Genomic DNA, 12,479 nt, shown 5'->3' with positions numbered 1-12,479 from the left:
CCCGGCCATGAGCAAAAGAAAGCTTGTTCCACTGCTGCTCTACATCCTGTTCCTGCTGGTGCCGATCTACTGGCTGCTGAACATGTCGTTCAAGAGCAACACCGAAATCCTCGGCGGACTGACCCTTTTCCCACAGGATTTCACGCTGGCGAACTACAAGGTGATCTTCACCGACCCGAGCTGGTACACCGGCTATATCAACTCGCTGTATTACGTCAGTCTGAACACGATCATTTCTCTGACCGTGGCACTGCCGGCGGCCTACGCGTTTTCGCGCTACCGCTTTCTCGGCGACAAGCACCTGTTCTTCTGGCTGCTGACCAACCGCATGGCGCCACCGGCGGTTTTCCTGCTGCCGTTCTTCCAGCTGTATTCGTCGATCGGCCTGTTCGACACCCACATTGCCGTGGCACTGGCGCACTGCCTGTTCAACGTGCCGCTGGCGGTGTGGATCCTCGAAGGTTTCATGTCCGGGGTGCCGAAGGAAATCGACGAAACCGCCTACATCGACGGCTACAGTTTTCCCAAGTTCTTCGTGAAGATCTTCATTCCGCTGATCGGCTCCGGCATCGGTGTGACGGCGTTTTTCTGCTTCATGTTTTCCTGGGTCGAACTGCTGCTGGCGCGCACGCTGACCTCGGTGAACGCCAAACCGATCGCGGCGGTGATGACGCGCACGGTGTCGGCGTCCGGCATTGACTGGGGTGTACTGGCGGCGGCGGGGGTGTTGACTATTCTCCCCGGCATGCTGGTGATCTGGTTCGTTCGCAACCACGTGGCCAAGGGCTTTGCCCTGGGCCGGGTCTGAGGAACTGATGATGGAATGGATGAGCTGGACCGTCCCGACGGCGGCGTTTTTCATCGTGATTGGTTTGATCCTGGTGGGCATGACCACCTGGGAACTGCGCTCGCCGAGCATCTTGCGGCGAGGGTTTCTGCCGATTGCCACCACCCGTGGCGATCGCTTGTTCATCGGTCTTCTCGGCAGCGCCTACCTGCATCTGCTGGTAATCGGCGTGACCGACTGGAGCATCTGGGTAGCGTCCGCGTTGTCCCTGGTGTGGCTGTTGGCTGTGATGCGTTGGGGCTAGTCGAATCGCTCGGCAATCTTGCTCCGAAAACCTAACAGGAGGTCTCTATGTTCGATAAGAAAAATAAGCTGCGACATAGCATTTCATTGGCAGCCATGCTGGCACTCAGCGGTTTGAGCGCGTCCGCCTGGGCCGACGCCTACGAAGATGCCGCAAAAAAATGGATCGGCAGCGAATTCAAGCCGTCGACCCTGACGGCCGAGCAGCAGCTCGAAGAACTGAAGTGGTTCATCAAGGCGGCCGAGCCGTTTCGCGGGATGGACATCAAGGTCGTCTCGGAAACCCTGACCACCCACGAATATGAATCCAAGGTGCTGGCCAAGGCCTTCAGCGAAATCACCGGGATCAAGCTGACCCACGACCTGCTTCAGGAAGGCGACGTCGTGGAAAAAATGCAGACCGTGATGCAGTCGGACAAGAACATCTACGACGGCTGGGTCAACGACTCGGACCTGATCGGTACGCACTTTCGCTACGGCAAGACCGAATCGATCACCGACCTGATGGCCAACGAAGGCAAGAACTTCACCTCGCCGACCCTCGACATCAAGGACTTCATCGGCATCTCCTTCACCACCGCGCCGGACGGCAAGATCTATCAATTGCCCGACCAGCAGTTCGCCAACCTGTACTGGTTCCGCGCGGACTGGTTCGAACGCGCTGACCTGAAAGCCAAGTTCAAGGAAAAGTACGGCTATGAACTGGGCGTGCCGGTGAACTGGTCGGCCTATGAGGACATCGCCAAGTTCTTCAGCGAAGACGTCAAGGAAATCGACGGCAAGCGTATTTACGGGCACATGGACTACGGAAAGAAAGACCCGTCCCTGGGCTGGCGCTTCACCGATGCCTGGTTCTCCATGGCTGGTGGCGGCGACAAGGGCATTCCCAACGGCTTGCCGGTGGACGAGTGGGGGATTCGCGTCGAGGATTGCCACCCGGTCGGTTCCAGCGTGACCCGCGGCGGCGACACCAACGGCCCGGCGGCGGTGTTCGCCACCACCAAATACGTCGACTGGCTGAAGAAGTACGCGCCACCGGAAGCGGCGGGCATGACCTTCTCTGAATCCGGCCCGGTGCCGTCCCAGGGCAACATCGCCCAGCAGATCTTCTGGTACACCGCCTTCACCGCCGACATGACCAAACCGGGCCTGCCGGTCGTCAACGCCGACGGCACGCCGAAATGGCGCATGGCGCCGTCGCCGCGCGGGCCGTACTGGGAAGAGGGGATGAAACTCGGGTATCAGGACGTGGGCTCGTGGACCTTCATGAAATCCACGCCTGAGAAACAGAAACTCGCGGCTTGGCTGTACGCGCAGTTCGTGACTTCGAAAACCGTGTCGCTGAAGAAAACCATCGTCGGCCTGACGCCGATTCGCGAGTCGGACATCAACTCGCAAGCGATGACCGATCTGGCACCGAAACTCGGTGGTCTGGTCGAGTTCTACCGCAGCCCGGCCCGCGTGCAATGGACCCCCACCGGCACCAACGTGCCGGACTATCCACGCCTGGCGCAACTGTGGTGGAGCCACATCGCCGAAGCCGCCAGCGGCGAGAAGACCCCGCAACAGGCCCTCGACGGTCTGGCCAAGGATCAGGACGCGATCATGACCCGTCTGGAACGCTCCAAGGCCCAAGCGGTGTGCGCACCGAAAATGAACCCCGAGCGTGACGCGCAATACTGGTTCGACCAGCCGGGCGCACCAAAACCGAAACTGGCCAACGAGAAGCCGAAGGGCGAAACCGTGAGCTACAACGAACTGCTCAAGTCGTGGGAGGCGGCACGCAAGTAAGCGTTTTTGCGGGACGGGACGGCACCTTCGGGTGCCGTTTTTCTTTGTGCGGGATTCAGACCAGAACAGCCAGATCTGTGTACTGAGCCACCAGGGGATCGGCGGTTAGCAGCTTCATCGGCTCTACCATGGCTGTTGCAACAATAAGCCGATCGAATGGATCGCGATGGTGGTGTTCAAGCTCCTTTACGGCAATGGCGTGTTCTGAAGTCACCGGGAGTTCTACAAAGCCGCTGTCGAGGCTGTATTGCCTTATTTCTTCGAGATCAACATTCAACTTACCGAGGCCGACCTTGATCGCCATCTCCCAATAGGTCGCAGCGCTGATGTAGATTTCGGTGGCGTTCTCAATCAGTTTTCTGGCTTTTGCGGAGAGTCTGGAGTCGTCTGAAAGCGTCCAGAGCAGAATGTGGGTGTCGAGCAATACCCTCATGACTGGCCACCCTCAAACGCGTCGAGCATGTCATCCGGTAGTGGCGCGTCGAAGTTTTCGGGAAGCACGAGTTTGCCCTTCATCGCACCTATACGCGGACCTTGAGCCTTGGTGACAGGAACCAGACGAGCGAGTGCACGCCCATGTTTGGCAATTGTAATGATCTGCCCCGAGGCGGCCTCATCGACGAGTCTGGATAGATTGTTTTTTGCTTCGGCCAACGGAACGATGATCATCATGTCTTCCTCATATTCTGGACAAATATAGCCAGAATCGAGGGGGGCGGCAAAGTCCCGGATTTGTTCTGTGCAGGTGAGGGACAAGCCTGCATGTCGCGCTATATAAGGAAACTGCATGACTTTGCTCCGTCGCTCGACCACCGATGAATCGAAGCTGCTCACCAGCTCAAAAAAGATTTCACGTTTCATTGTCCGTTCTGGCCTCAGCCGCTTGGTAAACCGTGACCCAAGATAACGTCTTGTTTCCTGGCGTGGCTGTAGGACGAGACGGGCAATATGGAGAGAGCTTTCTGTGTTCCCGGCGGGACGGGCCAGTAACGGAAAAAAATCCTACGGTCATATAACGCTCACCTTTCGATTTCACGTTTCACCGCCCGACGCACCGCTTTGAGGAGGGCGTTTTCAAAGGCATTGTGCCCGGCGTGCAGCAGCCGGCAGTGGATGTTCATGCGTTGCCTTAGCCAGCGCACGCTGGCCATGCCATGGGTGTCGCGGATGCCCTGGATCAGCAGGGTGTTGTCGTCGAGGGTCAGGTCTTCATCCTTTGGCGTGAAGCAGTAGTTCTGCAGGTGGTAATGCAGTTCGAGGCGGATCGCGAGCACTGCCTCCTGATCGACGAAACGTTCCAGTGTGTCGGGGCAAATCGTCTGCCCTGTGCGACGCAGAACGGCATTCAGCCATTCGATGGCGGCGCGGTGTTGCTGTAATGGGCAGCCTTCGCCGAGGATCCGATAGATGTCCTTCGCGCGGTGCCCGGTCGACGCTTGAGACGATTGCGCCAGTCCGTCATTGAGCGCCTGATCGTAGGCCCTGACATTGGCGGCAAACGGCACGAACACCGAAACCAGTGTGGTTTTCAGCAAGTGCTGCGGGTAGCGCTGTTGGTACTGGATCGCCAGCCAGCTGCCCCATGACACGCCCAGCACACTGATTTTTTCGAAACCGAAATGCTGGCGCAGGGCATCAATGTCTTCAACACACAGCCCGGTGTTGTTGTCCCGCAGTTCCCCATAGGGCGTCGAGCGCCCGCAACCGCGCTGGTCAAACAGGATGATGTCGAACCTTCCCGGTTCGAAGAACTGCAAATGGTGGCGGCTGATGCGTCCGCCGGGGCCGCCATGGAGGAAAAACACCGGTTCGTGTCCCGGAACACCATGCCGTTCCCAATAGAGTTGATGGCCGTCGCCGGTCGGGTAATAGCCTCGGCTGTGCAGGGAAAAGCTCATGGCGCCGGAACCGTCAGACGATAGAACTGGAACAGCTCGATTTGCCCCGGCAGCGCAGCGACGCTGGATTCAAGTTTCAGGTTGTGGAGGGAGGCGAGCCAGGTGATCGGGATCAACACCGGGGTGTGACCGAAAACGAGGATCGTGCCGCCGGGTTTGACGCAACGGATCAGCGATTCGAATGCGGGTTGGGCCTCACGGCGGGTCAAGACTTCGGCGTTGAGGAAACGCAGGATCAAAACATCGCAGCGGATGCCGGTATCGAAGGCTTCACTTGCCTCCAGCACGTCGAACTCCACGGATGTCCCGCTGTGCCATCGCCTGGCGTGTTCGATCATCGAGGCCGAACGGTCACTGCCCAGACACAGACAGTCGGGCAGGGCGCGGGCGAGATGGGCGATGAACGCGCCGGTCGAGCACGCCGGGTCGTAAATCAGTGCGCCTTTTTCAGTGATGGCCTGGAGCAGCCCGGCGCAGTATTCGCGCAAGTGGTGTTCGTCGGTGTTCAGTTGTTCGGCCAGTGATTCGTTGCAGTGCCAGAAGTCTGCCGGGCAGACCGCCTCCCGACCTTTCTCATCCAGCAGTGGAAAGGGAAACAGGATCTCGCTGTCAGCCTGATGCCTTGCGTGCTCGAAGGCCTGCGCTTTGTCTGCGGGGGAGACCGTCCGATAGCCGATCGACAACCCGTCATTACCCCACAATGAATGGAGATGCGGGCCGAACAACATGCCGGGTTTGAGCGCGCTGTTGGCCTGCCACCGAAAATGCCGGTCACGCTGCAGGAGCTTGCGGCCGACCCACAGCTCATCGTTCACCCGCAGGAAAAAAACGTGATGCAGTCCACTGCCTCGTGGTTCGAGGTAGTGGCCAACAGCGCCGTTCTCGTTGAGGTAAAGGCGCAGGGATCGGGCCAGTGTCAATTCCCGGGTGCGATCGAGTCGGTTCATGGGGCGGGCCTCTCCAGCGTGCGGCCCCGGGCTTGCGGGACGACGACGTTACCGCTGGAGACCACGAAGAAGCGTTCCAGTCCGGGGATCACCACGTTGAGCAGGGTCGTGCCGAGCTCGGTTCGCTGCAGGACGGCTGCACCGAGCGTACGGCCATGAATCCGCAGGTCTTGAGTCAGCAAGTGCAGTTGATTGTCCACCGACAGGTCTTTAGCGGAATCCGGCAGTCTCACCTCGTGTTGAACGCAGCGATGCAGCAGCGTCTGCGGATCGAATTGCGCACAGCGCAGCAGACGCGGGAAAGGCTTCAGGTTGCGCAGCGCATTGAGTAGCGTCTGGCGGTATTCGGGTTCGGTGGCACTCAGTTGCAACTGCACCAGTTCAGTGAGTGCCCGCCACGCCGCATGGCGCGGGTCGAGGGAACTGCCGCTGCCGAATACCTGGGGGTGAGCACCCCGCTTCATGGTGAAGGCCAGAAAAGTCCGGGTCTCGAACTCGGTGCTGATATCCACCAGCACGATTTCGCCGTCGATTTCCTGTTCGGCATCGGCCCACAGACGGGCGAGTTCGTCGCTTTCAGTGAGGCGCGCCACCCGTCGCAGTGGTGGATGGTTCTGATAATAAAAATGATCGAGCAGAAACAACGACACGGCATCGCGCTCGATGCATTCGTTTGCGGCGTGCAGCATCGCTTCGTTGTAAGTGGCGCCAATCGCGGTGCCGCTGTTGCTGGCGTAGCGCTGCACGGCTCGATAGTCGGCCGTGCCCGGTAACGAGGGCAAACGTGAGCCGTTTGGCGAGGTCAGCGCCACCGGATAGGAAAACCTCTCATGCCAGGGCGGACAGACATAGGTCCGGCAGGTGATGCGCACGTTTTTCTGGCAGGTGAGCCTGTACAGAAGCGAGTCATCGGCGAAGATCGGCGTGTCTTTGAAATAGCCTTCCGTTTCGTGGTGAACATCGGTGGTACAGAGCTCATCCGTCCAGTAGTGCTCGAGCGCTTCATAAAGCGCGCCCAGGTGCGCCTGATCCGCATAGCCCTTGCCGGAGCCGCGGGCATGACGGTTGTCGCAGCCATGAAGACTCGCCTGAACGGCAACCACTTTGCTACCGAGGGTGCGGGTGTGCGGTGTGAGGCCCAGGTGTGAAAGTTCGGTGTGAATACGCCGCTCTGCCTGGTCGGCCGTGAGCTCACGCTCGGCCAACGTTGTCTTGTCCATGATTCCCTTCCTGGAAAGCCCGCGAGGGCGCAAGGCCCTCGCAGGTTCTGTCACTCGGCGTTCAGCTCTGCCTGTTCTTCCTCGGTCAGTTGTAGCGCTTCGATCTGCTCTGGCGAGGGGGCTTCCTGCTCTTCCAGTTCATCAATAGGGTTTGCGTTCAAACTGCCCATGTAGCCCATGATGTTGCTCCTTGGTTGTTGTTTGGGAGTGCTGTTGCAAGCACGAGCCGAATCTAAAAGCGCGGTGAAGGCGGGGTCAAAAATGTCCGGACGTTTCCAGTCGCGGGTTTCAGCGGTGTCGAAATACGTACTGATAAAACGTGAATTGACGCCGGGCGGACGTGTTTCTGGGGGGCAGCACTGCGTGGCAACGGGTGAGCCACGCGAAAGGAGTCAGCGGTCTGAGGCGTTCTGTCTGTTGTCGTTGTCAGACGTTTCAGCGCGGCGACGACGCAAATTCGTACTGAAGGATTTACGGGGATGGATGCAGCCCTTGTGCGGTGATTTTTCCCATGAGGTTTGAGAAAACACCGCACAAATCGGCTTGAAGGTTTAGTGCCGTTCCCGGTGCACCACGGGAAACACCAGACTGAACACCGTCATCGCTCCCGGACGGCTTTGAACCTGCGCGGAGCCCTGATGCAGGGTCATGATCGAATGCACGATGGCCAGCCCCAGACCGGTACTGCCCTGTGAGCGGGTGCGACTGCTGTCGACCCGGTAAAAACGGTCGAACAGATACGGCAGGTGCTGCGCCTCGATGCCCGCACCGGGATTGCTCACCCGCAGCGCCACCTCGGTCGGCGCCTGTTCGATGAACAGCGAAACGGTCTTGCCGGACGGGCAGTGGCGCAGGGCATTGGACAGCAGATTGGAAATCGCTCGCTGAATCATCAGCCGGTCGCCCGACACCTGAGCGCTGCCGATGACCTTCAGGTCGATCTGTCTGTCCTGCGCCGACAGGGAAAACAGGTCGGCCACCCTGAACGCCTCTTGCTCCAGCGCAATCGGCTCGAACGAGGCGTGGGCCGCAGGCTGGCTGGCCTGGGCCAGAAACAGCATGTCCGAGACAATCCGCGCGACCCGCTCCAGCTCCTCGGTGCAGGACACCAGAACGTTGGTGTATTCCTCGACCGAGCGCTCCCGCGACAGCGTCACCTGGGCCTTGCCCATCAGGTTGTTGATCGGCGTGCGCAGCTCGTGGGCCAGGTCATCGGAGAACTGCGACAGCTGCTGCACGCCGCTGTCCAGGCGATCGAGCATGACGTTGATGCCCTGCGCCAGTTCGCTGAGTTCCTGGGGCATGTTCAGCACCGACAGGCGATGATCGAGATCCTGCGTTGTCACTCGCGCCGCCACTTTGCGAAACTCGCGCAGCGGCGCCAGTCCGCGCTGCACCGCGCCCCAGGCGGTCAGGCCGATGAACACCAGCAGCAACGGCAAGGCCATCAGCGTCGAGCGCAGGTAGGCGCTGAGCAGAGCCTGATCGTGGGCGTTATCCATCGACAGCAGCACCGGTACGTTGCTGCCATCCTTCAAGCGAATCAGCTTGGAGACGGTGAGAAACTTCGCGCCTTCGGTATCGGCGCTGTCGGTGTGGGTCAACTGCTCGGTCGTCGCCCTTACTGCCTTCAGTTCAACCCGTGGATCTGTCAGGCCCGAGCCGGATTTGAGCAGCGGCGTGCGCAGGTTGTTCAGGTCGTAAATGGTCAGCGTCAGGTTGTCATGCCCCATGACCTGATCGAGCAAAATGTGCGGCTTGGCACTGATCTCGCCGGTGTCGAAGTACAGCGTCAGGCTGTGCTCGACCTGTTCCAGCTTCTTTTCCAGGCTGTCGCGCGATAGCGCGTTCAGCTCATGGGTCAGGGCGAAATACGCGAGGATCGCCAGAAACACCACCAGCAGTGCGCCGAGAATGCTGACCGTCAGACCCAGCCGCAGCGACAGGCTCGCCGGCTTCATTCCCGGGCCTCCAGCACATAGCCGACGCCGCGCAGGGTGTGGATCAGTTTGCTGTCGAACGGGTCGTCGATCTTCGCCCGCAAGCGGCGGATCGAGACCTCGACCACGTTGGTGTCGCAGTCGAAATTCATGTCCCACACCAGCGAGATGATCTGGGTGCGGGTCAGCACTTCGCCGGACTGGCGCATCAACAGGTGCAGCAGGGCGAATTCCTTGGTGGTCAGGTCGATGCGCTGCGTGCCACGAAAGGCCCGGTGACGGCCCGGATCGAGTTCCAGATCGGCGACCTTGAGCACCTGCGGCACCGGGATGTTCTCGCTGCGACGCATCAACGTGCGCACCCGTGCCAGCAGTTCCGGAAACTCGAATGGCTTGACCAGATAATCATCGGCGCCCAGATCCAGTCCCCGGATCTTGTCTGCCAGCCGCCCGCGTGCGGTGAGCATCATCACCCGTGTGGAGTGGGTGCGACGCAGTTGTTCCAGCACGCTCCAGCCGTCGAGTTCCGGCAGGTTCACATCGAGAATGATCAGGTCATAAACCTGTTGTTGCGCCAGGTGCAAACCATCCGCGCCATTGACGGCGTGATCAACGATATAACCACTTTCGGTCAGGCCCTGATGCAAGTATTCGGCAGCTTTAAGCTCGTCCTCGACGACAAGGATTCGCATGATGTTTCACCACTTTTAATGAATGGGTATTTAAGTAAATGGGTCGGGGAAGTTGTAGTTTTTGTAGGGGCTTCCTGACGGACTTTGTAACTGAGTGGCGTGCACGGTAAAGGCTGTAGTGGCTACAGAGTCAACGCCTGAGCCCTTTAAATCGGCCATCCGCGACAGCCTGTCGCAGCGAAGTGATCATTTTTTGATGGCTTCCATTTCGGCAAGTGCTGTTCGGCAGATATCTAACGTGTATTTGTTTCCATGTATTGCAACAAAGTCATTCGAACTTCGAATCCTAGAGCAAAACAACTTCGATAAACCGTGGATAACGGATTTGTAATGTTCACGTCACCTTGTCGATAAGTTCAAAACCCTACCGTGGCGCCATCAACGATTCTTGATTGAAGGAAGCCTTCCATTGCCCGGTTTAATTGAACTGACGGCGCGATCGCGCCTGAAAAAAACCGCCAGCGGCCTCTTGTTGCTGGCCTGTACCAGTCTTGCCAGCGCATCGACCCTGACGCTGGATCAGGCGCTGCAAACCGCGTTCGCCGGCAACCCGGAGCTGGCCGCCGCGCAGTGGGAAATCGGCATTGCCGAAGGCGACCGCAAGCAGGCCGGGCTGATCCCCAACCCCGAGGTGTCGTGGGAAGCCGAAGACACCCGGCGCGAATCGCGCACTACTACGGTGATGCTCAGCCAGCCGATCGAACTGGGCGGCAAGCGGGGCGCGCGGATTGATGTGGCGAGCCGTGCGCAGGATGCCGCCGGCATCGAGCTGGAGCGCAAGCGCAACGCACTGCGCGCCGATGTGCTTCAAGCGTTCAACGGCGCGCAAACCGCGCAGCAACGTTTGCAGTTGGCCCGGCAGTCGCTGCAACTTGCCGAGCACGGTTTACGCGTGGCGCAGGGCCGGATCGAGGCGGGCAAGTCTTCGCCAGTGGAAGGCACGCGGGCACAAGTGCAGCTCTCGGAGGTGCGTCTGGAAGTGAGCCGCGCCGAGCGCGATCAGGCCAATGCGTACCAGCAATTGGCCCAGGTCATGGGCGCACCGTTGCCGACGTCGACCACGGTGCAGACCGCGACTCAAAGCCCGCCCAACGTACCGCCGCCCAACCGTTTGCTTGAGCGCCTTAATGAAACAGCGGAGCTGCGCCTGGCCAGGTTGCAGATCGACCAGCGCGAGGCGTCGCTGGGACTGGAAAAGTCCCAGCGGATTCCCGATCTGACCGTCAGTATCGGCAGCCAGTACAGCGAAACCGAGCGCGAGCGGGTCAACGTGGTCGGGCTGTCGATGCCGATTCCGCTGTTCAACCGCAATCAGGGCAACGTGCTGGCGGCGGCGCGGCGTACCGATCAGGCGCGGGACCTGCGCAACGCCACCGAACTGCGTCTGCGCACGGAAATCCAGACCACGCTGGCGCAATGGCAGACCGCCAACGGCGAAATCCAGGCGTTCGACCGGACCATCCTGCCCGCCGCGCAAAGTGCGGTGGACAGCGCCACTCGCGGTTTCGAAATGGGCAAGTTCGGCTTCCTCGACGTGCTCGACGCCCAGCGAACATTGATCGTCGCTCGCAGCCAATACATCCAGGCGGTGAGCGAGGCGACCGACGCCCGGGTCCGCATCGAACGCATCTTCGGCGACCTCAGCGCCAACCCTTGAATTTCAACTTTCTGATCACTGCGCGATGGTTTGGCGCAGAGGAGTTTCCATGGACAAAAAACTGATCGTGGTCGCTGCGGCGACGTTGGCGCTGGGCATTGGCATCGGCTCGATGTGGAGCGGCAATGCGCCTATCGATGCGCACGCCGATGAAGCGGCGGAACACGCCGATCACGCCGAAGAAGGCGCCGCCGCTGACGGCGAGCACGACGAAGAAGGGCACATCGAATTGACTGCCGAGCAGATCGCGGCAGCGGGCATTCAACTGGCCGTCGCGCAGGCGCATGACTTCAGCCTCGGTCTGTCATTCCCTGGCGAAGTGCGCTTTGACGAAGACCGCACTGCGCATGTGGTGCCGCGCGTGCCGGGCGTGGTCGAGTCGGTGTCGGTGAATCTCGGGCAGTCGGTGAAGAAGGGCCAGTTGCTGGCCGTGATCGCCAGTCAGCAGATTTCCGATCAGCGCAGTGAGCAGGCTGCCGCGCAACGTCGTCTGGCTTTGGCCCGCACGACGTTCGAGCGCGAGAAGAAACTGTGGCAGGACAAGATCTCCGCCGAGCAGGATTTCCTCCAGGCGCGCCAGGCCCTGGAAGAAGCCGAAATCGCCGTGAGCAATGCCCGGCAGAAGATCAGCGTACTCAGTGGCAGTGTGGTCGCCACCGGTGGCAATCGCTATGAACTGCGGGCGCCGTTCGATGGCGTGGTGGTGGAAAAACACCTGACGCCGGGGGAGGTGGTCGATGAAACCACGGCGGCGTTCACGCTTTCGGACCTGTCGCGGGTGTGGGTCACGTTCGGCGTTTCACCGAAGGACTTGAACAAGGTGCAAGTGGGCAAACCCGTCACCGTCAGCGCGGCGGAGTTGAATGCCGAGGTCAGCGGCACCGTGGCCTACGTCGGCAGCCTGCTCGGCGAACAGACCCGCACCGCGACCGTGCGCGTCACCCTGGAAAACCCGCAAGGCTCATGGCGTCCCGGCCTGTTCGTCACCGCGCTGGTCGCCACCGACAGCCGTCAGGCCAAAGTCGCCGTACCGGAAACCGCAATCCAGACCGTCGAGGACAAACCCACGGTATTCGTGCGCACCGACGACGGCTTCAAGGCCCAAGCGGTGGAGCTGGGCAGTCGCGCGGCGGGTCAGGTGGAAGTCACCGCCGGACTGGAACCGGGCGTGCAAGTCGCCAGCGCCGGCAGCTTCGTCCTCAAATCGGAGCTGGGCAAAGCCTCGGCCGAGCACAGTCATTAAT

The 12,479-nt window shown here is 60.2% G+C and carries 13 protein-coding genes; 5 read left to right on the top strand and 8 right to left on the bottom strand.

Annotation, left to right across the window (positions count from 1 at the left end; genetic code table 11):
- Window positions 1–7 precede the first annotated feature (7 nt).
- The 3 genes from IHQ43_RS18465 to IHQ43_RS18455 are packed head-to-tail and all read left to right on the top strand — an operon-like array spanning window position 8 to window position 2,881.
- Window positions 8–808, top strand: a complete 801-nt coding sequence (locus IHQ43_RS18465; protein ID WP_115078485.1) for a carbohydrate ABC transporter permease — start codon at window positions 8–10, stop codon at window positions 806–808.
- A gap of 10 nt (window positions 809–818) precedes the next feature.
- Window positions 819–1,091 (top strand): DUF2160 domain-containing protein, encoded by a 273-nt coding sequence (locus IHQ43_RS18460; protein ID WP_039767461.1) that lies wholly within the window; start codon window positions 819–821, stop codon window positions 1,089–1,091.
- 47 nt (window positions 1,092–1,138) lie between these two features.
- Window positions 1,139–2,881, top strand: a complete 1,743-nt coding sequence (locus tag IHQ43_RS18455) for an ABC transporter substrate-binding protein (RefSeq protein ID WP_007951484.1) — start codon at window positions 1,139–1,141, stop codon at window positions 2,879–2,881.
- Window positions 2,882–2,936: 55 nt separating this feature from the next.
- On the opposite strand, the gene IHQ43_RS18450 is transcribed toward IHQ43_RS18455, so the two are convergent.
- The 8 genes from IHQ43_RS18450 to IHQ43_RS18420 all read right to left on the bottom strand — a co-directional run bounded on the left by IHQ43_RS18450 (window position 2,937) and on the right by IHQ43_RS18420 (window position 9,578).
- Window positions 2,937–3,314, bottom strand: a complete 378-nt coding sequence (locus IHQ43_RS18450; RefSeq protein WP_192561618.1) for a type II toxin-antitoxin system VapC family toxin — start codon at window positions 3,312–3,314, stop codon at window positions 2,937–2,939.
- Window positions 3,311–3,742: a type II toxin-antitoxin system Phd/YefM family antitoxin gene (locus IHQ43_RS29605; RefSeq protein ID WP_244142217.1), complete on the bottom strand. Its 432-nt coding sequence runs from the start codon at window positions 3,740–3,742 to the stop codon at window positions 3,311–3,313. Before IHQ43_RS29605 ends, IHQ43_RS18450 begins: the two co-directional genes overlap by 4 nt.
- A 158-nt stretch (window positions 3,743–3,900) precedes the next feature.
- Window positions 3,901–4,779: an alpha/beta fold hydrolase gene (locus IHQ43_RS18440; protein ID WP_192561617.1), complete on the bottom strand. Its 879-nt coding sequence runs from the start codon at window positions 4,777–4,779 to the stop codon at window positions 3,901–3,903.
- Window positions 4,776–5,726: a class I SAM-dependent methyltransferase gene (locus IHQ43_RS18435; protein WP_192561616.1), complete on the bottom strand. Its 951-nt coding sequence runs from the start codon at window positions 5,724–5,726 to the stop codon at window positions 4,776–4,778. Before IHQ43_RS18435 ends, IHQ43_RS18440 begins: the two co-directional genes overlap by 4 nt.
- Window positions 5,723–6,946, bottom strand: a complete 1,224-nt coding sequence (locus IHQ43_RS18430) for a YcaO-like family protein (RefSeq protein ID WP_192561615.1) — start codon at window positions 6,944–6,946, stop codon at window positions 5,723–5,725. Before IHQ43_RS18430 ends, IHQ43_RS18435 begins: the two co-directional genes overlap by 4 nt.
- A gap of 50 nt (window positions 6,947–6,996) precedes the next feature.
- Window positions 6,997–7,125: a hypothetical protein gene (locus IHQ43_RS29705; protein WP_007951477.1), complete on the bottom strand. Its 129-nt coding sequence runs from the start codon at window positions 7,123–7,125 to the stop codon at window positions 6,997–6,999.
- Window positions 7,126–7,497: 372 nt separating this feature from the next.
- Window positions 7,498–8,907 carry a heavy metal sensor histidine kinase gene (locus IHQ43_RS18425; protein WP_192561614.1) on the bottom strand — a complete coding sequence of 470 codons (1,410 nt, stop codon included), beginning with the start codon at window positions 8,905–8,907 and terminating at the stop codon, window positions 7,498–7,500.
- Window positions 8,904–9,578: a heavy metal response regulator transcription factor gene (locus tag IHQ43_RS18420; protein WP_007951475.1), complete on the bottom strand. Its 675-nt coding sequence runs from the start codon at window positions 9,576–9,578 to the stop codon at window positions 8,904–8,906. The genes IHQ43_RS18425 and IHQ43_RS18420 overlap by 4 nt, the downstream gene beginning before the upstream one ends.
- Window positions 9,579–9,987: 409 nt before the next feature.
- Here IHQ43_RS18420 and IHQ43_RS18415 point away from each other — a divergent pair, with 409 nt between their 5' ends.
- Window positions 9,988–11,235, top strand: coding sequence for a TolC family protein (locus tag IHQ43_RS18415; protein ID WP_192561613.1), 1,248 nt, complete (start codon window positions 9,988–9,990; stop codon window positions 11,233–11,235).
- Window positions 11,236–11,284: 49 nt separating this feature from the next.
- Window positions 11,285–12,478, top strand: coding sequence for an efflux RND transporter periplasmic adaptor subunit (locus tag IHQ43_RS18410; RefSeq protein WP_192561612.1), 1,194 nt, complete (start codon window positions 11,285–11,287; stop codon window positions 12,476–12,478).
- Window position 12,479: the final 1 nt, after the last annotated feature.

The organism is Pseudomonas gozinkensis, assembly GCF_014863585.1.
Taxonomy (GTDB): Bacteria; Pseudomonadota; Gammaproteobacteria; order Pseudomonadales; family Pseudomonadaceae; genus Aquipseudomonas; species Aquipseudomonas gozinkensis.
The sequence above is the reverse complement of the archived record's forward strand: the minus strand, read 5'-3'. Positions and strand labels throughout refer to the sequence as shown.

What these genes read in the sequence shown, in the direction of transcription:
- IHQ43_RS18455 (WP_007951484.1), top strand. Translation starts at nt 1,139, where the DNA reads ATGTTCGATAAGAAAAATAAGCTGCGACATAGCATTTCATTGGCAGCC.
- IHQ43_RS18435 (WP_192561616.1), bottom strand. Translation starts at nt 5,726, where the DNA reads ATGAACCGACTCGATCGCACCCGGGAATTGACACTGGCCCGATCCCTG.
- IHQ43_RS18410 (WP_192561612.1), top strand. Translation starts at nt 11,285, where the DNA reads ATGGACAAAAAACTGATCGTGGTCGCTGCGGCGACGTTGGCGCTGGGC.
- IHQ43_RS18465 (WP_115078485.1), top strand. Translation starts at nt 8, where the DNA reads ATGAGCAAAAGAAAGCTTGTTCCACTGCTGCTCTACATCCTGTTCCTG.
- IHQ43_RS18430 (WP_192561615.1), bottom strand. Translation starts at nt 6,946, where the DNA reads ATGGACAAGACAACGTTGGCCGAGCGTGAGCTCACGGCCGACCAGGCA.
- IHQ43_RS29605 (WP_244142217.1), bottom strand. Translation starts at nt 3,742, where the DNA reads ATGAAACGTGAAATCTTTTTTGAGCTGGTGAGCAGCTTCGATTCATCG.
- IHQ43_RS18420 (WP_007951475.1), bottom strand. Translation starts at nt 9,578, where the DNA reads ATGCGAATCCTTGTCGTCGAGGACGAGCTTAAAGCTGCCGAATACTTG.
- IHQ43_RS18460 (WP_039767461.1), top strand. Translation starts at nt 819, where the DNA reads ATGGAATGGATGAGCTGGACCGTCCCGACGGCGGCGTTTTTCATCGTG.
- IHQ43_RS18450 (WP_192561618.1), bottom strand. Translation starts at nt 3,314, where the DNA reads ATGAGGGTATTGCTCGACACCCACATTCTGCTCTGGACGCTTTCAGAC.
- IHQ43_RS18425 (WP_192561614.1), bottom strand. Translation starts at nt 8,907, where the DNA reads ATGAAGCCGGCGAGCCTGTCGCTGCGGCTGGGTCTGACGGTCAGCATT.
- IHQ43_RS29705 (WP_007951477.1), bottom strand. Translation starts at nt 7,125, where the DNA reads ATGGGCTACATGGGCAGTTTGAACGCAAACCCTATTGATGAACTGGAA.
- IHQ43_RS18440 (WP_192561617.1), bottom strand. Translation starts at nt 4,779, where the DNA reads ATGAGCTTTTCCCTGCACAGCCGAGGCTATTACCCGACCGGCGACGGC.